At 66.0% G+C, this 19981-nt stretch carries 13 protein-coding genes and 1 riboswitch; of the genes, 8 read left to right on the top strand and 5 right to left on the bottom strand.

From position 1 onward, the window contains the following. Nucleotides 1-601 (top strand): substrate-binding domain-containing protein (locus tag ACR9ZJ_RS13960; protein ID WP_481288086.1); only part of this gene is annotated, 601 nt, incomplete at its 5' end. On the opposite strand, the gene ACR9ZJ_RS13965 is transcribed toward ACR9ZJ_RS13960, so the two are convergent. After that, nucleotides 598-2181, bottom strand: a complete 1584-nt coding sequence (locus ACR9ZJ_RS13965; protein WP_481281566.1) for a Gfo/Idh/MocA family protein — start codon at nt 2179-2181, stop codon at nt 598-600. The two genes, ACR9ZJ_RS13960 and ACR9ZJ_RS13965, sit on opposite strands and share 4 nt — an antisense overlap. A 106-nt stretch (nt 2182-2287) precedes the next feature. Further along, nucleotides 2288-3715 carry an adenosylhomocysteinase gene (gene ahcY / locus ACR9ZJ_RS13970; RefSeq protein WP_481281565.1) on the bottom strand — a complete coding sequence of 476 codons (1428 nt, stop codon included), beginning with the start codon at nt 3713-3715 and terminating at the stop codon, nt 2288-2290. 18 nt (nt 3716-3733) lie between these two features. Next, nucleotides 3734-3816, bottom strand: a riboswitch (S-adenosyl-L-homocysteine riboswitch). Between the two features lie 95 nt (nt 3817-3911). On the opposite strand from ahcY, the gene ppc reads away from it, so the two are divergent. Both ppc and ACR9ZJ_RS13980 read left to right on the top strand, forming a co-directional pair. Next, entirely contained in the window at nt 3912-6617 is a 2706-nt protein-coding gene (gene ppc, locus ACR9ZJ_RS13975; RefSeq protein WP_481288087.1) for a phosphoenolpyruvate carboxylase, read from the top strand. A gap of 81 nt (nt 6618-6698) precedes the next feature. After that, nucleotides 6699-8681 carry a methyl-accepting chemotaxis protein gene (locus ACR9ZJ_RS13980; protein WP_481288088.1) on the top strand — a complete coding sequence of 661 codons (1983 nt, stop codon included), beginning with the start codon at nt 6699-6701 and terminating at the stop codon, nt 8679-8681. A gap of 192 nt (nt 8682-8873) precedes the next feature. Here the strand turns inward: ACR9ZJ_RS13980 and ACR9ZJ_RS13985 are convergent, their stop codons facing one another. Genes ACR9ZJ_RS13985 through ACR9ZJ_RS13995 form a run of 3 tightly spaced genes read right to left on the bottom strand, consistent with a single transcriptional unit; the run spans nt 8874 to nt 13097 of the window. After that, a complete protein-coding gene (locus tag ACR9ZJ_RS13985; protein WP_481288089.1) occupies nt 8874-10808 on the bottom strand; it encodes an ATP-binding cassette domain-containing protein in 1935 nt (644 codons plus the stop codon). A 32-nt stretch (nt 10809-10840) separates the two neighbouring features. Further along, nucleotides 10841-11890: an aldose epimerase family protein gene (locus tag ACR9ZJ_RS13990; protein WP_481288090.1), complete on the bottom strand. Its 1050-nt coding sequence runs from the start codon at nt 11888-11890 to the stop codon at nt 10841-10843. Nucleotides 11891-11918: 28 nt separating this feature from the next. After that, nucleotides 11919-13097, bottom strand: a complete 1179-nt coding sequence (locus ACR9ZJ_RS13995) for a XylR family transcriptional regulator (protein ID WP_481281560.1) — start codon at nt 13095-13097, stop codon at nt 11919-11921. A 156-nt stretch (nt 13098-13253) separates the two neighbouring features. Here ACR9ZJ_RS13995 and xylA point away from each other — a divergent pair, with 156 nt between their 5' ends. The 5 genes from xylA to ACR9ZJ_RS14020 are packed head-to-tail and all read left to right on the top strand — an operon-like array spanning nt 13254 to nt 19923. Continuing rightward, complete coding sequence (gene xylA, locus ACR9ZJ_RS14000; protein WP_481281559.1) at nt 13254-14570, top strand: xylose isomerase; 1317 nt, start codon at nt 13254-13256, stop codon at nt 14568-14570. Then, nucleotides 14563-16089, top strand: a complete 1527-nt coding sequence (gene xylB, locus ACR9ZJ_RS14005) for a xylulokinase (RefSeq protein WP_481288091.1) — start codon at nt 14563-14565, stop codon at nt 16087-16089. Before xylA ends, xylB begins: the two co-directional genes overlap by 8 nt. 29 nt (nt 16090-16118) lie before the next feature. Beyond that, nucleotides 16119-17132, top strand: coding sequence for a D-xylose ABC transporter substrate-binding protein (gene xylF / locus ACR9ZJ_RS14010; protein WP_481281557.1), 1014 nt, complete (start codon nt 16119-16121; stop codon nt 17130-17132). A gap of 58 nt (nt 17133-17190) precedes the next feature. After that, on the top strand, nt 17191-18738 hold the full coding sequence (locus tag ACR9ZJ_RS14015; RefSeq protein WP_481281556.1) for a xylose ABC transporter ATP-binding protein: 1548 nt from the start codon (nt 17191-17193) through the stop codon (nt 18736-18738). 39 nt (nt 18739-18777) lie between these two features. Beyond that, nucleotides 18778-19923 carry a sugar ABC transporter permease gene (locus ACR9ZJ_RS14020; RefSeq protein ID WP_481281555.1) on the top strand — a complete coding sequence of 382 codons (1146 nt, stop codon included), beginning with the start codon at nt 18778-18780 and terminating at the stop codon, nt 19921-19923. The last annotated feature ends 58 nt before the right edge of the window (nt 19924-19981 follow it).

Raw genomic sequence — 19981 nt, forward strand, 5'->3', positions numbered from 1 at the left:
CGTGGCGTCGGAACGGATGCCGAGCGCGGCGCGGGTTTCGGGCGACACCGGCGCGGGGGCCGGGGCCGCCGTCGACTATCTCGTGACCCTGGGGCACCGCGAGATCGCCTTCATCGCCGGCCCCTCGTCGAGCCCGATCTGCGTCGATCGCGAGCAGGGTTACCACCTCGCGTTACAGCGAGCGAACATCGCCGTCGACCCCGCCCTTACCGCCGCCGGGGATTTCTCCATCGAAGCCGGCGAACGAGCCGTCGAGTTGTTCCTTTCGCAGGGCCTGTCCTTTAGCGCGGTTTTCTGCTCCAACGATGAAATGGCCATCGGCGCGATGCGCGCCCTGATCTCCCGTGGCCTGCGCATCCCGGAAGACGTCTCCGTCGTCGGCTTCGACGACATCCGCTTCGCCCGCTACACCTCGCCACCGTTGACCACCGTTTCCCAGCCGAAAAACGCGCTGGGACGCGAAGCCATGATGATGCTGATCGAGATACTCAACGACCCGGAGGTACCAACGCGCAAGCGGGTGTTGTCCGCCGAACTGGTGCTGCGGGGATCGACCGGGCCTTGTCGGCGCACGCGGCTGGCGGACGCCGACCAGTCCTAGAGGAACCAGCCTTCGCGATACTCACGACGCAGGAATTCGTTGGCTTCCGGCAGATTGGTGATGCGCATGTTCGGCGCGTCGTATTCGATCCTGCCACCTGCCCGGAGGGACACGACGCCTAGCAGCATGACTTCCGTCAGTCGCGCGGCGTACGCGAATGGCGACGATGCCTGACCCTTCCCCTTGCAGGCATCCACCCAGTTCATCTCGTGCGAGGTCCCGATGCGTGCGAATGTCCGGGGAGGCGTGCCCACCGAATCGTGCAACGATTGCGGCAGCAGCCGCGGGTTCGCACCGTATGTCTCGTGGATCAGCTTGCCCTTGTCACCGATATAGAGCACGCCGCCATCCTTGCTCATCTGTCCGGCTCCGAGCGCCTCCAGCCCGGGCGGCAGCAATGCGCCGTCGTACCAGGTGAGCCTCACCGGCGGCATGCCGCCGCGTGCAGGGAAGTCGTAGTAGGTCATCGTCGCCATGGGATAGGACGCCTTGTCGAACGGTGTCGACACGGTCTCCACGGACGTCGGAAAACCAAGGTCCAGCGACCAGAACGGCGAATCGATCAGATGGGCCCCCATGTCGCCGATGGCACCCACGCCCCAATCCACCCATCCGCGCCAGTTGAACGGGTGATAGAGGGGGTGGTATTCGACCACGGGGCCGGGACCGAGGAAGAGATCCCATGCGAGCCCCTGCGGCATCGGATAGTTGCCGGCCATGGCATTGGCGAGCCGATCCGTCACAGCATGCATGTCCCAGTTCGCGTCGCCCGGGTCAGGCCTGGCTTGCGGACGTGGAATGCCTTGCGGCCAGTAGGCAAGCGGGCGATTCGTCCATACATGGACTTCGCGCACATCGCCGATCGCCCCGGCCGCGATGTACTCGTTGATCAACCGGGCATCGTCGGTCGAATGCCCCTGGTTTCCCATCTGCGTGACGATCCGGGGATTCTCCTTCGCCTTCCTGGCCAGTTCCCGGGCTTCGTGAATCGACCAGGTGAGGGGCTTCTGCACGTAGACGTGCTTGCCAAGGCCCATCGCCGCGCTGGCGATCGTCGCATGCAGGTGGTCCGGCGTCGCGATGACCACCGCGTCGATGTCCTTTTGCTGCTCGAGCATCCTGCGGTAATCGGTATGGCGCCTGATCGAACCGAACTTGCGGGAAAGCAGCTTCGTATGCTCGATCTCGTCCTGCAGTTCCCGGCGCTCCGCCGCGGTTCGAGCCTTGTCGAGGCGTGCCTGCGTTTTCCCCAGGTCGCCGAACATCCTGCGAAAGGACTCATCCGTATAGCGCCAATCCACGTCGCACAGGGCGACGATGTTCTCGCCGGCCAGGGCGCGGATGTTGTGCGCGCCCATCCCACCGACGCCGATGCCGGCAATGTTCAACCGATCGCTGGGCGGCGTATGACCGGGCCCGCCCAGGACGTGGCGGGGCACGATCATCAACCCGGTCGCGGCGAGGGCCGTGCCAGCGAGGAAGTGACGGCGTGAGATCTTGAGGTCAGCCTGCGCATCTTCGGGCGTCTCCCCCGCGCCGTGGACCAGATTCTCTTTCTCGATCTTCGATTCGTCCGTCATGCGCTGCGTGAACCCCGGTACGGTGCGACTGTCAATACTAAACCGTCGTCGACAACGCAAGAAGGCGCCCGAAGGCGCCTCCTCGTGACCGCGATGGATCGTTCGATCAGTAGCGGTAGTGGTCCGGCTTGTACGGGCCTTCCACCGGCACGCCGATGTAGTCGGCCTGTTCCTGCGTGAGCACGGTCAGCTTCACGCCGATCTGTTCCAGGTGCAGGCGGGCGACTTCCTCGTCGAGCTTCTTCGGCAGGCGGTACACCGTCTTCTCGTAGGTGTCCTTGTTCTTCCACAGGTCGATCTGCGCCAGCGTCTGGTTGGAGAAGCTGTTCGACATGACGAAGCTCGGATGGCCGTGGGCACAGCCGAGGTTCACCAGGCGGCCTTCGGCGAGCATGTAGATGCTGTTGCCCTTGGCGAAGGTGTAGCGGTCGACCTGCGGCTTGATCGTCTCGCGGGTGACGTCCTTCGCCGCGTTCAGGCGGTCGATCTGGATCTCGTTGTCGAAATGGCCGATGTTGCAGACCAGGGCGTTGTTCTTCATCGCCGCCATGTGCTCCAGCGTGATGATGTCCTTGTTGCCCGTGGTGGTGACGTAGATGTCGCCGAGGCCGAGGGTCTCTTCGATCGTGGTGACCTGGAAGCCTTCCATCGCGGCTTGCAGGGCATTGATCGGGTCGATCTCGGTGACGATGACGCGGGCACCGAAGCCCTTCAGCGAATGAGCGCAGCCCTTGCCCACGTCGCCGTAGCCGCAGACGACGGCGACCTTGCCGGCGACCATCAGGTCGGTGGCGCGCTTGATGCCGTCGGCCAGCGATTCACGGCAGCCGTAGAGGTTGTCGAACTTGCTCTTGGTGACCGAATCGTTGACGTTGATCGCCGGGACCAGCAGCTTGCCGGCTTCGGCGAGCTGGTACAGGCGGTGCACGCCGGTGGTGGTCTCTTCGGAGACGCCGCGCCATTCGGCGGCGACCTTGGTCCAGAAACCCGGGCGCTCCTTGGCGACGCGCTTGAGCAGGTCCTTGATGACCTGTTCCTCGTGGTTGGCGCCCGGCGAGTTCGCCCAGTCCGAACCCTGCTCGAGTTCGAGACCCTTGTGGATGAGCAGGGTGGCGTCGCCGCCGTCGTCGACGATCAGCTGCGGGCCGAGTTCACCCGGGTGGGTCAGCATGTCGAGCGTGCAATCCCAGTATTCCTCCAGCGACTCGCCCTTCCAGGCGAACACCGGCAGGCCGCCGGCGGCCAGCGCCGCGGCGACGTCGTCCTGGGTGGAGAAGATGTTGCAGGAGGCCCAGCGGACCGACGCGCCCAGCTCGCGCAGGGTCTCGGCCAGCACGGCGGTTTCCTTTGTGACGTGCAGGGAGCCGGAGAGGCGCACGCCCTGCAGCGGCTTCTCCTTGGCATAACGGGCGCGGATCTGCATCAGGCCCGGCATTTCCTCTTCCGCCATGCGGATGCGGCGGCGGCCGAGGGCGGCCTGCGAGATATCGCGGACCTTGTAATCCTGGAAGGTGTCTTTGGTGACGGCGTTCATCTGGCGTAGCTCCGGAAATTCACGGGGGCGCCGTTTGGTGGGACGCCGCGCCGAGCCTGGCCTATGGGGACGTTCCCATGGTCGCAGCGCCCCTCGGCGGGCAAAACGGTCCGCAGATTGTATCGCGGAATCCGGATGCAGGGATGAACACATCTTTTTCGGTACTCTCAGGGTTTCGACGCCAACCGAGAGTCCCATGGAAGCCGCACGCGATCCCGAGTTCCTGCCCCACGATGGCCCCTTGCGCGAGGACGTGCGCCGCCTCGGCGCCCTGGTCGGCCAGATGCTGGCGGAACAGGGCGGCCAGGCCTTCTTCGAGCGCGTGGAACACGTGCGCACGGCGGCGATCCACCGCCGGCGCAGCGGAGCGGCCGTGGATGCGCTGGCCGAGTCGCTCACCGGCCTGGACGCGGCGGATGCCGAGGCGCTGGCCCGGGCCTTCGCCACCTACTTCCAGGCGGTGAACACCGCCGAGCGGGTCCATCGCATCCGACGCCGCCGCGACTACCAACGCGAGGGTGGGGCGCCGCAGCCGGAGTCGCTGGCGGCGGTGCTCGCCCTGTTGAAGAAGGATGGCGTCAGCCGCGACGAACTGGTCCGGCTGCTCGAACGGCTGGACGTGGAGCCGGTGTTCACCGCCCATCCGACGGAAGCCGTGCGCCGCTCGTTGCTTGAGAAAGAGCAGGAAATCGTCCGGGCGCTGGTCGATGAGTTCGATCCCACGCGAACACCGCAGGAGTTGCGCGACGACGATGCGCGCATCCTGATGGCGCTTTCCGCCGGATGGCAGACCGCCGAAGCCTCGCCGGTGCGGCCCAGCGTGCAGGATGAATTCGACCATGTCGGCTTCTACATCTCCCGGCCGATCTACCGCGTGCTGCCCGCCCTCTATGAGTCGCTGCAGCAGGCCATCGGGGAAACCTACGGCGAAGGCGTGACGATCCCGCGCCTGCTTCGCTTCGCCACCTGGGTGGGCGGCGACATGGACGGCAATCCCAACGTCAACGCGGACACCATCGCCGCCACCCTCGCGGCGCAGCGGACGCTGGTGCTCGAGCGTTACATGGAGGACGTCGCCGGCCTCGGCCGCCTGCTCAGCCAGACCGAGGACCGTGTCACGCTGGACGACAAGCTCCAGCGGCGCATCGAGGATTATCGCGAACGCCTTCCCGATGCGGCGGAACGCATCCGGCCCCGGCATGCCGACATGCCCTATCGCGGGTTCCTGACCTTCGTCGCCGCGCGCCTCGACGCCACGTTGCATGAAGGCCCCGAGGCCTATGCGTCGGCGGACGAGTTCATCGGTGACGTCGCACTGGTCGAGAAGAGCCTTGTCGAGCACGGCGGCGCGCATGCCGGTGCGTATGCGGTGAACCGCCTCCTGTGGCGCGCGCGCACGTTCGGATTCCATCTCGCGCGCCTGGACGTGCGCCAGGATGCGCGCGTCCATGACGAGGCACTGGCCGCGTTGCTCGGCGACGACGACTGGACCAACCGCGATACGGCGGCACGCGTGAAGACGCTGCGGCCCTACGCGGCGGGCGAGCGCAGTTTCGTCGCAGGCGACGATCACGAGGCGGCCGGGTTGCTGCGCGCGGTGTTTGCCACATTGGCCGATTCGCGCAAGCGCTATGGACCGGAAGCCACCGGGCTCTACATCATCAGCATGGCCGAGACCGCCGCGGACGTGCTCGCCGTGCTGGCGCTCGCGCGACGGGGTGGCCTGTTGGAGGACGGCCGCGTGCCGCTCGACATCGCGCCGCTGTTCGAGACCATCGACGACCTCGCCGGCGGTGCGGAAACGCTCCAGGCGTTGCTCGACGACCCCGTCTATCGCGCCCACCTCAAGGCGCGTGGCGACCGGCAGTGGGTGATGCTGGGCTATTCCGATAGTGGCAAGGATGGTGGAACCGTCGCCTCCAAGTGGAGCCTGCAGCGTGCGCAGGTGGAACTGCTCGACGTGGCCTCGAAGGCGGGCGTCCGCGTGGCCTTCTTCCATGGCCGCGGCGGCTCGGCGAGCCGTGGTGGATCGCGCATCACGCCTGCCTTGATGGCGTCGCCGCGCGGCTCCGTCGGCGGGGTGTTGCGTGTCACCGAGCAGGGCGAGGTGATCCATCGCAAGTACGGCATCCGCGCGCTCGCCGTGCGCAACCTGGAACAGACGCTCGGCGCCGTGATGCGCGCCTCGTTGCGGCCGCGCGAGGTCGAATCACGCGAGGCGGCGTGGAAGGAGACCATGGCGCGGCTTTCCGGGGAAAGCCGCAAGGCCTATCGCGCCTTCGTCGATACCGAGGGCTTCGTGGAGTACTTCCGTGGCGCCACGCCCATCGACGTGATCGAGCGCATGACGCTCGGCTCGCGTCCGGCGCGCCGGCGCAGCATGAAAGGCGTGGAAGACCTGCGCGCGATTCCCTGGGTGTTTTCCTGGACCCAGTGCCGCGCGGTGCTCACCGGCTGGTACGGGCTTGGCGCCGCGCTGGATACGGTGGCGAGGGAATGTGGCGAGGCGTCGCTGGTGCGCATGGCCAGCGACTGGCCCTTCTTTTCGACGATGCTGGACGACGTGGAAATGGTGCTGGCCAAGGCGGATATCGACATCGCCGAGGCCTTCTCCCGCCTGGCCGGCCCCTTGCACGAGCGCTTCTTCCCGATGATCCGCGAGGAGTTCGAGCGGACCGTCGCCTGGCTGCTGAAGCTCAAGGGCGCGAAGGAACTGCTGGCCGCCGAACCCCGGCTGGCCACCTCGATCCGCCTGCGCAACCCGTACGTGGACCCGATGAGCCTGCTCCAGGTCGACCTCCTGCGGCGCTGGCGCGCCACCGGTGGACAAGACGACGCCCTGCTCAGCGCCCTGGTCGCCTGTGTGAACGGCGTCTCACAAGGGCTCCAGAATACGGGTTGAGGGCTAAAGCCCCGCCCGGGCCTGCCGACATAACGGCCATGGGCACCCGTTCGGGGTGCTCCACCACTTCGGTAGGACTCCATGAAACAGAACAGCGACCGCGCCGGCCGGCGCGGGATGAGTGTCGGTGCGCGATTGACCCTGCTCGTCGTCGGCATCGTCGCCCTCGGCATCGCCTTGCTCACCGTCGTCGTCACGACCATGGCCTCGCGGGAGCTGGAGGCCAGGGCCCGCGAGGACCTCGCCCGTGGCAACCGGGCGATCATCGGCACGGTCAACACGTTCAGCGGCGCGCTGCTGGCCGAGTCCGACCGCTTCCTCGGCGTGTACAAGAGCTATTTCCCGGGCAAGTTCACAATCGACGACAAGCACCGCGTCACCATGGCGGGGCACACGGTGCCCCTGCTGCTGCACGACGGCAAGCCGTTGAACAACGACTTCACCCTGACCGACGAGTTTTCCGCGCGTGCGCACGTGGTGGCGACGCTGTTCGTCCGCGACGGGCCCGACTTCGTTCGTGTCACCACTTCGTTGAAGAAAGAGGACGGCTCGCGCGCCGTCGGAACCTCCATCGATCATGCCCATCCCGCTTTTCCCCTGCTGCTCACGGGCAAGTCGTACGGCGGCCCGGCCGTGCTGTTCGATCGCCCGTACATCACGCGCTACGAACCGATCAAGGACGAGGCGGGCAACGTGCTCGGCGTCTTCTTCGTCGGCGTGGAGATCGGCAAGGAGATGAAGTCGCTGCAGGACGAGATCGCCGCGATCCACATGGGCCGGAGCGGCTATTACTCCGTCGTCGATGCCAGCGCCGGAAAGCGCTATGGCACCCTCATCGTCGATCCGGCGATGAAGAGCGAGGCCGCGAAGGCACCCGGCGCCGCGCTCAAGATGCTCGACGTGGATGGCCAGCCGATCTTCGGCCGCATGCTGTCGGGCGGCAAGGGCGAGCTGCGCTATCGCGTCGATGTGGACGGCCGATCGGTGGACCGGCTGGCCGTCTATGCGACCGATCCGGCGTGGAACTGGCTCGTCGCGGGCACGGTGGACATGGACGACCTTTTCGGTCCGGTCCGGCACATGCGCCTCGTCGCCGCGGCGACCAGCATCGCATTGGTCATCGCCTTGTGCGTGTTCCTGTTCCTCGCGATACGCATGCGCATCACCCGGCCGCTGGCCGACGCCGTCGAGGCGGCGCGACGCCTCGCCGAGGGCGACCTCACGGCGCGGCTCGCTTCCGCGCGAGGCGACGAGATCGGCCAGTTGATGCGTTCCATCGATGGCATCGGTGACGGTCTTGGCGACATCGCACGCTCCGTGCGCAAGGCCGCGGCCAGCATGGCAGGCAGCACCTCGGAGATCGCGGCGGGCAATGCCGACCTGTCTTCACGCACGGAAACCCAGGCGCACGAGCTTCAGCTGACGGCGTCCAGCCTCGACCTGCTCACGCGCACGGTCCGCGACAACGCGGGCCACTCGGCGAGGGCGAGCGCGCTGGCGGCCGACGCGAGCGTGGCGGTTCAGCAGGAAGCGGGCGCGATGCAGGAGGCGGTCGAAGCGATGAACGGTATCCAGGCCTCGGCGCAGCGTATCGCCGATGTCATCGGCATCATCAACGGCATCGCCTTCCAGACGAATATCCTCGCGCTCAATGCCGCGGTGGAGGCGGCGCGGGCGGGTGAACAAGGCAAGGGTTTTGCCGTGGTGGCGGAAGAAGTGCGCCATCTCGCCCAGCGCAGCGCGTCGGCGGCGAAGGAAATCGAGTCGCTGATCACCGAATCGGTGGCCCAGGTGGACGCGGGGCACGGCCTGGTGACGGACGCGGGGCGCAACATGGAGACGGTACTGGGCCGCATCCGCGCCGTGGCGGACCTGATGGGCAACATCAGCCAGGCCTCGGGCGAACAGTCCGAACAGATCGGCCGGATCAACCATGCCGTCTCGCGGATGGACGACTCGACCCAGCAGAACTCGGCCCTGGTCGAAGAAGCGGCGGCCGCCGCGAAGAGCCTGGAAGACCAGGCCGCGGAACTGGCCCGCGTGGTCGAGGTGTTCCGGCTGTAAACGCCGACCGAGCCTTTGATCCCGAGCCTTTGGTGGGAGCCGACCCTGTCGGCGATGGGTTCCCTGGTGGGAGCCGACCTTGTCGGCGATCCCGCGGCAGCGGGCCAGGTTTCCGCACGCACCCATCGCCGACAAGGTCGGCTCCCACCAGGGTGAGGGCCTTACGGATCGGCTTATATCGCGTGGGCGTCGTCAGCCTTCCAGTTCTTCCCAGCGCGCGAACGCCACATCCAGTTCCGCCTGCAACCTGGCGAGTTCCTCGTTGCCGCGCGTGATCGTCGCGGCGTCCTGCTGGAAGTACTTCGGGTCGTTCATGGCGGTGGTACGGCGGGCGATCTCGGCCTCGAGTTCCTCCAGCTTCGCCGGCAGCGATTCAAGCTCGCGCTGCTCTTTGAAGGAGAGCTTTTTCCTTGGCGTGGCTGCGACGGGCGCGGCCACGGCCGCCGCCGCCGAGGCAGCAGTGGCGGCTTGCGCCGCCCCCGACGCGGACGACGCCTCGGATGCCGAAGACGAAGACCAGGCGGCCTTCGACCCGGCAGGTTTCGTGGTCGCGGCGGGCCTCTGCCGCAACCAGTCGCTGTAGCCGCCGATGTATTCGCCGACCACGCCATCGCCTTCGAGCACCAGGGTGCTGGTCACCACGTTGTCGATGAAGTCGCGGTCGTGCGACACCAGCAGCAGCGTGCCGGTGTATTCGTTCAGCAGTTCCTCGAGCAGTTCCAGTGTCTCGACGTCGAGGTCGTTGGTCGGTTCGTCCATCACCAGCAGGTTCGACGGCTGGGCGAACAGCTTCGCGAGGAGCAGGCGGTTGCGTTCGCCGCCGGAAAGCCGCGTGATAGGCGCGCGCGACCGTTCGGGCGAGAACAGGAAATCCTGCAGGTAGCCGACGATGTGTTTGCGCTGGCCGTTGAGCTCGATGTACTCACGGCCCTGGGCCACGTTGTCGAGGGCATTCAGGCGGTCGTCGAGCGTGGAGCGGTGCTGGTCGAAGTAAGCCACTTCCAGCCCCGTGCCCAGCGTGACTTCGCCTTCCTGAGGCTTGAGTTCGCCGAGCAGGATCTTCAGCAACGTGGACTTGCCCGCGCCATTCGGGCCCATGATGCCGACACGGTCGCCGCGCATGATCGTCGTGGAGATATCGCGCAGCAGCGTGCGGCCACCGTACGCCTGGGTGACGTGTTTCGCGTCGATCACCTTGCGTCCCGAGGATTGGGCCGTGGCGAGGGTGATCCTGGCATTGCCGGATTGTTCGCGTCGCTGGGCGCGCTCGTTGCGCATCGCCTTCAGCGCGCGCACGCGGCCTTCGTTTCGCGTGCGCCGCGCCTTGATGCCCTGGCGGATCCACACTTCTTCCTGGGCCAGCTTGCGGTCGAAATGTGCCTGTGCCTGGGCCTCGGCGTGCAGGCGTTCCTCGCGGCGGCGCAGGTAGTTGTCGTAGTCGCCGGGCCAGCTGGTGACCTGTCCGCGATCGATCTCGACGATACGCGTGGCCAGGGCACGCAGGAAGCTGCGGTCATGGGTGATAAAGACGATGCTGCCGGCGAAGCCCTTGAGGAAGGTTTCGAGCCAGGCGATGGCCTCGATGTCGAGGTGATTGGTCGGCTCGTCGAGCAGGAGCAGGTTCGGATCGCGCACGAGCGCCTGGCCAAGCAGGACGCGGCGCTTCATGCCGCCGGACAGTTCGGAGAAATCGGTGTCCGCCGGCAGCTCCAGGCGTTCGATCACCTGCTGCACGCGCGAATCGAGATCCCATGCGTTGTGGGCCTCGATCTGCGACTGCACGTCGCCGAGCGCGTCCATGTCGCCCGTCTCCAGCAGATGGTGATAGCGCGCGAGCAGGTGGCCCAGTTCGCCCAGGCCGTCGGCCACCACGTCGAAGACGCTGCCGGACGTATCCTGCGGCACTTCCTGCGTGAGGCGCGCGATGCGTGTGCCTCCTTGAAGGCGGATCTCGCCATCGTCCGGATGCAGTTCCCCGGCGATGAGCTTCATCAGCGTCGATTTGCCGGCGCCATTGCGCCCGACGACGCAGACACGTTCGCCGGCATCGAGGGAAAGGTCGACCTGTTCGAGCAGGAGCGGGCCGCCGACGCTGAAGTCGACGTTGAGGAGTTGGATAAGGGACATCCGGATATTGTACCCGGTGGCGCCCCGTCACCTCATGACACCGGCGTATCCACCCGGTAGCGCGTGTGCTGGCGCCATACCGCGCCGGGACGAAGGATCGCGCCTTCCGCATCCGGGCCGTTGACCTGGTCGGGAAAGGCCTGGGTCTCGAGCGCGAAGCCGGCGAACGGACCGTAGGCGTCGCCGTTTCGCGACGGTTGCCCGGTGAGTTTCTGCCCGCTGTAGAACTGCAGGCCGGGGCGGTCGCTCTCGACGGTGAGACGGCGCCCGCTGGATGGTTCCACGATTTCCGCGACCACGCGTGGCGCCTGGGCCGCGGGTTGACGCGGGACATAGCAATGGTCGAAGCCGCCCACCATCTGCAATTGCGGGTCGGGCCAGTGCAGGCGCGAGCCGATCGGCGCCGCCTCGCGGAAATCGAAGGCGCTGCCGGCCACGGGCTGGCGTCCCACCGGTATCGCCCCCGCATCGATGGCCAGGAATTCGTCCGCGTCGATCCGGATCACGTGGTCGCGGATATCCGGCCGCCGGTCGTTGAGATTGAAATACGGATGCGCGGTCAGGCTGAGCGGGGTGGGGGCGTCGCTGGTGGCGATATAGCGCAGGTCGAGCGTGCCGTCGTCATCGAGTCGCACGCGCAACTCGACCTTCACTTCGCCGGGAAACCCACCATCGCCCTCGGGCGACACCAGCCGCAGCACCAGGTCTTCGCCTTCCGGTTCCACGTCCCATCGTTGCAGGTGAAATCCGTAGTTGCCGCCGTGCAAGTGGTTGCCGCCGTCGTTGCGGTCGACCTTGTAGTCGATGCCGTCGAGCCGGAAGCGTCCGCCGCGGATGCGGTTGGCCCAGCGGCCGACGATCGCGCCCATGTAGGCGTTGGAATCGATGTACTGCCCCGCGTCGGCGTGACCGAGCAAGACCTCGCCCACGCGGCCCTGGCGGTCCGGGGTCTGCCAGGAGAGCAGGGTGCCGCCGAGGTCGGCTATCTCGACCTGGGTGTCTCGCGCGTTGCGCAGGGTCCAGCGGTGGAGCGGGCGGCCGTCGGGGAGTTGGCCCCAGGCGGTGGCGTTGGATACGGGCATGGGTGAAGCGTTTCCCTGCGGAAGGCGATCAGGTCGCCGCCGTCTTGCGATGGAGGTCGAGGTATTGGCGTGGCGTGCAATCGTATTCGCGACGGAACACCGCGTACATGTACTGGAGCGAGGTGAAGCCACAGCGCAGCGCGATGTCGGCGAGCGGCGTGTCGGAGTTCGTCATGAGTTCACAGGCGGTGTCGAGCTTGTGCTTGAGGATCACCTGGTGCACGGTCTGCTTCAGCTCGCGCTTGAAGTGTTCTTCCAGCACCGTGCGCGACACCCCGACGTAGTCGGCCACCTGTTCGGTCTTGATGCCCAGGCAACCGTACTGACGAATGTAGTGGCTCGCCCGCATCACGTGCGGGCTGCGCATCGGCTGGTACTTGCTCGACACCTGCACGTTGATGCCGACGGGTGGCACCAGCACGCGCGTGCCCGAACAATCCATGCCGCGCAGCATCTGGTGCAGCAGGTGGGCGGCCGTGCGGCCCATTTCCTCCGCGCCCTGGATCACCGAGGTGAGCGGGATGCGCGTGAGCAACTGCGCCATCGGGTCGTTGTCGATGCCGACGATGGCGATCTGCTCGGGTACGGCGAAGCCGCCGATCACGCAAGCCTGCAGCAACTGCCGGGCGCGTGCGTCGGTCACGGCGATGATGCCGATCGGCTTGGGCAGCTCGGCCAGCCAGGTGACCAGTTCCTCCACCGCCATTCCCCAGCCGCCCGCGCTGGTCGGCGAGCCCTGGTAGACCATCCCCTCGACCGATTCCTCGTCCACGATCGCCTGGAAGGCATGCTCGCGTTCCTGCGCCCAGCGGCTGCCGGGGTGGGGCGGTATGCCATAGAACGCGAAACGGCCGAGGCCTTGTTCGATCAGGTGGTCGTACGCGAGCCGGATGAGCCGGGCGTTGTCCGTGGCGATATAGGGCACGCCGGGAGGATAAGCGGCGGGATCGTGATACGAGCCGCCTATCGCGACGACCGGGATGTGCAGGTCGCGCAACGCGTCGGGGGCTTCCGGATCGTCGAAGTCGGCGATCACGCCGTCGCCGCGAAACTGATGGATGTCGCGCATCCGGCTGCGGAAATCCTCCTCCATGAAGAGGTCCCATTCCACGCGCGTACTGTTGAGGTAATGCCCAATGCCGGCGATGACCTGGCGGTCGTATACCTTGTTGGCATTGAACAGCAAAGCGATTCTGTGGGGAGACATGAGTCCGTCCAAAACTATCAGGCTTTGCGTTATCTGACCATGACGCAGCGCGGCATCGAAAAAGAGCCGCGCCCCGTCGGAAATCGCAATTGCGCGCCATAGGCGCCGCTCGTCAGGATCGTCGGGATTCGTCCCCACGTTTGTCAAGGAATTGTTATGTCGTACTTTTCCAGCGTCCCCAAGATCAGCTACGAAGGCCCCGGCAGCGACAATCCGCTGGCGTTCCACCACTACGACCCGAACAAGCAGGTGCTCGGCAAGAGCATGGCCGAGCACCTCCGTCTCGCCACCTGCTATTGGCACACCTTCGTCTGGCCGGGTTCGGACGTGTTCGGCGCGGGTACCTTCGAGCGCCCCTGGCAGACGGCCGGCGAGCCGATGGCCAAGGCCCGCGAGAAGGCCGACGCCGCGTTCGACTTCTTCTCCCGTCTGGGCACGCCGTACTACACCTTCCACGATACCGACGTGGCGCCGGAAGGCGACAGCCTCGCCGACTACAAGAAGAACTTCGCGGCGATGGTCGACGTCCTCGAGAAGAAGCAGGCCGAGACCGGCGTGAAGCTCCTGTGGGGCACCGCCAACGTGTTCAGCAACCCGCGCTACGCCGCCGGTGCCGCGACCAATCCGCAGCCGGAAGTGTTCGCCTACGCGGCCACGCAGGTACGCCACGCGATGGAAGCCACGCATCGCCTGGGCGGTGCCAACTACGTGCTGTGGGGTGGCCGTGAAGGCTACGACACCCTGCTCAACACCGACCTGAAGCGCGAGCGCGAGCAATTGGGCCGGTTCTTCCAGATGGTGATCGAGCACAAGTACAAGATCGGTTTCACCGGCACCATCCTGATCGAGCCCAAGCCGCAGGAGCCGACCAAGCACCAGTACGATTACGACACCGCCACGGTCTACGGCTTCCTCAAGGAGTTCGGCCTGGAGAACGAGGTCAAGACCAACCTCGAGGCCAACCACGCCACGCTGGCCGGCCACTCGTTCCATCACGAGGTCGCGACCTCGATCGCGCTGGGCGTGTTCGGTTCGATCGACGCCAATCGCGGCGACCCGCAGAACGGCTGGGATACCGACCAGTTCCCGAACAGCGTGGAAGAGTTGACCCTGGTCACCTACGAGATCCTGAAGGCCGGCGGTTTCACCACGGGCGGCTTCAACTTCGACACTAAGGTGCGCCGCCAGAGCAACGCGCCGGAAGATCTCTTCCACGGCCACATCGGCGCGATCGACGCATTGGCCCTCAGCCTGGAACGCGCGGCGAAGATGATCGAGCGCGACGCGCTGGCCGATTTCAAGGCCAGGCGCTACGCCGGCTGGGACGCCGATTTCGGCAAGAAGATCCTGCAGGGCGGCTTCACGCTGGCCTCGCTGTCCGACGAGGCGATCGCCCGCGACATCCATCCGAAGCATGTCTCCGGTGGCCAGGAGTTGCTCGAAAACATCGTCAACCGCTATATCTATGGGTGATATGACCCCCGACATGGACGCTTCGGCACGCATGTACCTCGGTATCGACCTGGGCACGTCCTCGGTGAAGGCCGTCCTCATGGACGAGGCCGGTGAGGTGCGTGCCAGCGCGACCAGCCCGCTGGAGGTCTCGCATCCGAAGCCGCGCTGGTCGGAGCAGGACCCGGCCACGTGGTGGAGCGCCACGGAGGCGGCCGTCGCGGACGTCCTCAAGGGAACCGATGCCCGCCGCGTGGCGGCCATCGGCCTGTCCGGGCAGATGCACGGCGCCACGCTGTTGGATAAGTCCGACGCTATCCTGCGGCCCGCCATTCTCTGGAACGACGGCCGCTCGGATATCGAATGCGCGGAACTGGAGCGGGTGCCGGGTTTTCGTTCGATCACCGGCAACCTCGCCATGCCTGGGTTCACGGCGCCGAAACTCGCCTGGGTGCGTAAGCACGAGCGCGAGGTGTTCGATCGCGTCGCCAAGGTGCTCCTGCCGAAGGACTACCTGCGCCTGCGCCTCACCGGCGAATACATGACCGACGCTTCCGATGCGGCCGGCACCCTCTGGCTCGACGTCGAGAAGCGCCAGTGGAGCGAGACCATGCTTGCCGCGACGGGCCTCGACCAGTCGCACATGCCGGGGGTGTTCGAGGGAAGCCAGCCCGCGGGGCGCCTGCGCAAGGAACTGGCCGAGCGCTGGGGCATGGACACCGTTCCGGTAGCGGCCGGCGGTGGCGACAACGCGGCGGGTGCGGTGGGCGTGGGCATCGTGCGCCATGGCCAGGCCATGCTTTCGCTGGGCACGTCGGGCGTCTATTTCGCCGTGTCCGATGGCTTCCGCTCGAGTCCCGAGCAGGCGGTGCACAGCTTCTGCCATGCCTTGCCCGACACCTGGCACCTGATGTCGGTGATGTTGAACGCGGCGAGCTGCCTCGATTTCACCGCGAAGCTCACCGGCCAGAAGGACGTGCCCGCCCTGCTCGCCGAGGCCGAGGCCAAGGGTCTCCAGGAAAACGGTCCGCTGTTCCTGCCCTACCTCACGGGCGAGCGCACGCCGCACAACGACGCGCATGCGCGCGGCTCGTTCACGAACCTGGGCCCCGGCACGGACCGCGCCGACCTCGCCAATGCCACGCTGGAGGGCGTGGGGCTGGGCCTGCTCGACGGCTTGCTGGCGGTGGAGTCGACCGGCCTCGTGGCCGATGAAATCACCGTGATCGGCGGGGGCTCGCGCAGTGCCTATTGGACACAGATGCTCGCCGATATCCTCGGCAAGCGGCTGGTCCTGCGCAGTGGCGGCGAGGTGGGGCCCGCGCTCGGGGCGGCACGCCTCGCGCGGCTGGCCATCGAGCCGGGTGCTTCCCTCGATGCCGTTTGCCCGATGCCGGCGGTCACCGCCGTGCGCGAGCCCGATGCAGCGCGTCATGCTTATTTCCTGCAAACGCGCCACCCTTTGTTCCGCCGCTCTTACGAGCAGTTGAAGCCGCTGTATTCCGACGCCGTTCGCGGCGACGATTTCCGCCCCTCCTGAAGGGCGATTCCATAAGCATGGAGATGAGCATGAAGCAGAAGGCCCTATATACGTTGCTGGCCGTATCGATGATCGGTGCCGGCCTTTTCGCGGCGCCGCAGGCGCACGCCAGCAAGGAAAAGCCGGTGATCGGCTTCTCCATCGACGACCTGCGCGTGGAGCGCTGGACGCGCGACCGCGACTACTTCAAGGCCGCGGCGGAAGCCAAGGGCGCCACCGTGTCGGTGCAGTCCGCCGATGCCAACGAGCAGAAGCAGATCCAGCAGATCGAGAACCTGATCTCGCGCAAGGTCGATGTCATCGTCATCGTGCCGTTCAACGCCAAGACGCTGACCACGGTCGTCGCCGAGGCGAAGAAGGCCGGTATCAAGGTGATTTCCTACGATCGCCTCATCCTGAATGCCGACGTCGACGCCTACATCTCGTTCGATAACGACAAGGTCGGCCAGATGCAGGCCCAGGGCGTCGTCGACGCGGCACCGAAGGGCAATTACTTCCTGCTCGGCGGCGCTCCGACCGACAACAACGCGAAGATCCTTCGCGAGGGCCAGATGAAGGTCCTGAAGCCGCTGGTCGACAAGGGCGACATCAAGATCGTCGGCCAGCAGTGGACCAACGAATGGCTGGCCTCGAACGCGCAGTCGATCATCGAGAACGCGCTCACCGCCAACAAGAACAACATCCAGGGCATCGTCGCCTCCAACGACGGCACCGCCGGTGGCGCCATCGCCGCCCTGAACGGCCAGAAGCTGGCAGGCAAGGTGGCCGTGTCGGGCCAGGATGCCGACCTCGCCGCGATCAAGCGGATCAAGGCCGGCACCCAGACCATGACGGTCTACAAGCCGATCAAGGAAATCGCCACGGAAGCGGCGAACCTGGCGGTCGGCCTGGTCCAGGGCACCGCGCCGAAGTTCACCTCGAAGATGAACAACGGCAAGAAGGATGTGGATACCATCCTGCTCACCCCGACCCTGCTGACCAAGCAGAACGTGGATCTCGTGGTCAAGGACGGCTTCTACACCCAGGCCCAGGTCGGCCCGTAAGCGTAAGATCGGCGATGCCCCGCCCGGTGCGGGGCATCGTCCAGCGAAAGGAGTACCGGTGAGCGAATACCTGTTCGAGATGCGTCAGATCGTCAAGGAATTTTCCGGCGTGCGCGCGCTCAATGGCATCGACCTGGCCGTGCGGCCCGGTGAGTGCGTTGGTCTCTGCGGCGAGAATGGCGCAGGCAAGTCCACCCTCATGAAAGTCCTGTCCGGCGTGTACCCGTACGGCACGTGGGAAGGCGAGATCCTGTTCGACGGCAAGCCGCTGAAGGCGTACTCGGTGCGCGACAGCGAGGATGCCGGCATCGTGATCATCCACCAGGAGCTGATGCTGGTCCCGCAGCTCTCCGTCGCCGAGAACATCTTCCTCGGCAACGAGATCCGCAAGTTCGGCGGCGTGATGGACTACGACGCCATGTATGCCAAGGCCGAGGCGCTGCTCGCCCGCCTGAAGCTGAAGGATGTGAACGTGGCGGCTCCCGTGATGAATTACGGCGGCGGCTACCAGCAATTGTTCGAGATCGCCAAGGCGCTGGCGAAGAACGCCCGCCTGCTGATCCTCGACGAGCCGTCTTCCTCGCTGACCTCGTCCGAGACCGACACCTTGTTGTCGATCATCGAAGACCTCAAGCGCGACGGCGTGGCCTGCGTCTATATCTCGCACAAGCTCGAGGAAGTGGCGCGGGTGTGCGACACGGTCACCGTCATCCGGGACGGCAAGCACATCGTCACCAAGCCGATGAGCGAGATGACCACCCATTCGATCATCACCGCCATGGTCGGACGTGACATCGAGAACCTGTTCCCGAAGGTCGAGCACGACATCGGCGAAGTGATCTTCGAGGCCAGGCATGTCACCTGCTGGGATGTCGCCAATCCGAATCGCAAGCGCGTCGACGATATTTCGTTCCAGATCCGTCGCGGCGAGATCCTCGGTGTCGCCGGACTCGTCGGTGCCGGTCGCACCGAACTGGTGTCGGCGATCTTCGGCGCCTACCCGGGACGCTACGAGGCGGAGCTGCTGCTCGAAGGCAAGCCGATCAAGGTCAGGTCGCCCGAACAGGCGATCAAGGCCGGCCTGTCGCTGGTCCCCGAGGATCGCAAGCGGCAGGGCATCGTTCCCTTGCTGGGCGTGGGCGACAACATCACGCTGGCGACGCTTTCGCACTATGCCCGCGCGGGCCAGATCGACCGCCAGGCCGAGTTGCAGACCGTGGATGCCGAGATCAAGCGCCTGCGCGTGAAGACGGCGAGTCCCGAGCTGGCCATCGTCGGCCTGTCCGGCGGCAACCAGCAGAAAGCGGTGCTGACCAAGATGCTGCTGCCCAAGCCGAAGGTGCTGATCCTCGACGAGCCCACCCGTGGCGTCGATGTCGGCTCCAAGTACGACATCTACAAGCTGATGTTCGAACTGGCCGCCAAGGGCGTGGCCATCGTCATGGTCTCGTCGGAGATGCCCGAAGTGCTGGGAGTCAGCGATCGTGTCCTCGTCGTGGGCGAGGGTAAGCTACGCGGCGATTTCCAGAACGTAGACCTCACCCAGGAACAGGTGCTCGCCGCGGCGATCTCGCATGCCGCCGAAGGGCCCGCGCACGCGGCCTGATCCTCCGAAAACCATTCACGCGTTACCAGGGAAGCCTTCATGCAGGCCCAGAAAGTCCAGCAACTGTTCGTACGCTACAAGATCCTCGCCCTGCTCATCGCGGTGGCGATCATCTGGGTGTTCTTCCACCTGAAGACCGAGTCGGCCTTCATCACGCCCGGCAACCTGTCCAACCTGTTCCGGCAGATGGCGATCACCGGCATGCTCGCCTGCGGCATGGTGTTCATCATCATCGCCGGCGAGATCGACCTTTCCATCGGCTCGCAACTCGGCCTGCTGGGCGGCGTGGTGGCGATCCTCACGGTGAACCAGGGCTGGGGCACGTGGCCGGCGATCTTCGCCGTGCTCGGGCTCGGCCTCGTCATCGGCGCCTTCAACGGCTTCGTCGTCACCAAGATGCGGGTGCCTTCGTTCATCGTCGGCCTGGGCGGCATGCTGGCCTTCCGCGGCATCGTGCTTTACATCACCGGCAGTTCGACCATCGCTCCCGCGCCGGACGACCTGATCGCGCTGGGCCAGGGCTTCGTTCCGCCGGCACTGTCGCGCTGGATCGGCGCCGTGATCTTCCTCGCGATGATCGCCCTGACGGTACGCCGCCGCCTTCGCCGCGGGAAGCTCGGCCTGCAGCAGGGTGCGTTGTGGGTCGACATCGCCCGACTGGTCGCCATCGGCGCGTTCATCTTCGGCTTCGTGCGCATTCTCAACGATGCCAACGGCATCCCCATCCCGGTGATGATCCTGCTCGGCCTGCTCGCCGTGTTCACCTATGTATCGACGCAGACGGTGTTCGGCCGGCACATCTACGCCGTCGGCGGCAACATGGAAGCCACCCGCCTGTCCGGCGTCAATGTGGCGCGCGTGAAGCTGGTGGTGTTCGCCTTGATGGGCCTGATGTGCGCCTTCGCCGGCATCATCACCGTGGCCCGCACCGGCTCGGGCTCTCCCTCCGCCGGTACCGGCGGCGAACTGGATGCCATCTCCGCGTGCTTCATCGGTGGCACGTCCATGCGTGGCGGCTCCGGCACCGTCTACGGCGCGCTGATCGGTGCCCTGGTGATGGCCAGCCTCGACAGCGGCATGCAGCTGATGGACGTCGACAATTCATGGCAGATGATCATCAAGGGCGTGATCCTGGCCCTGGCCGTCTGGGTGGATGTCCTCTCCGGCTCCAACCGCAACGGCTGATCCAAAGCATCGCCGACAGGGTCGGCTCCCACCAGGTCGCTGTCTCTTATACACATCT

The sequence above is a fragment of the Luteibacter sp. KNZ12-1A genome, from assembly GCF_056755675.1.

Excerpts from the sequence above, each read along its gene's own strand:
- ppc (WP_481288087.1), top strand. The coding sequence starts at position 3,912 with ATGGAAGCCGCACGCGATCCCGAGTTCCTGCCCCACGATGGCCCCTTG.
- xylF (WP_481281557.1), top strand. The coding sequence starts at position 16,119 with ATGAAGCAGAAGGCCCTATATACGTTGCTGGCCGTATCGATGATCGGT.
- ACR9ZJ_RS14020 (WP_481281555.1), top strand. The coding sequence starts at position 18,778 with ATGCAGGCCCAGAAAGTCCAGCAACTGTTCGTACGCTACAAGATCCTC.
- ahcY (WP_481281565.1), bottom strand. The coding sequence starts at position 3,715 with ATGAACGCCGTCACCAAAGACACCTTCCAGGATTACAAGGTCCGCGAT.
- ACR9ZJ_RS13985 (WP_481288089.1), bottom strand. The coding sequence starts at position 10,808 with ATGTCCCTTATCCAACTCCTCAACGTCGACTTCAGCGTCGGCGGCCCG.
- ACR9ZJ_RS13965 (WP_481281566.1), bottom strand. The coding sequence starts at position 2,181 with ATGACGGACGAATCGAAGATCGAGAAAGAGAATCTGGTCCACGGCGCG.
- xylA (WP_481281559.1), top strand. The coding sequence starts at position 13,254 with ATGTCGTACTTTTCCAGCGTCCCCAAGATCAGCTACGAAGGCCCCGGC.
- xylB (WP_481288091.1), top strand. The coding sequence starts at position 14,563 with ATGGGTGATATGACCCCCGACATGGACGCTTCGGCACGCATGTACCTC.
- ACR9ZJ_RS13995 (WP_481281560.1), bottom strand. The coding sequence starts at position 13,097 with ATGTCTCCCCACAGAATCGCTTTGCTGTTCAATGCCAACAAGGTATAC.
- ACR9ZJ_RS13980 (WP_481288088.1), top strand. The coding sequence starts at position 6,699 with ATGAAACAGAACAGCGACCGCGCCGGCCGGCGCGGGATGAGTGTCGGT.
- ACR9ZJ_RS13990 (WP_481288090.1), bottom strand. The coding sequence starts at position 11,890 with ATGCCCGTATCCAACGCCACCGCCTGGGGCCAACTCCCCGACGGCCGC.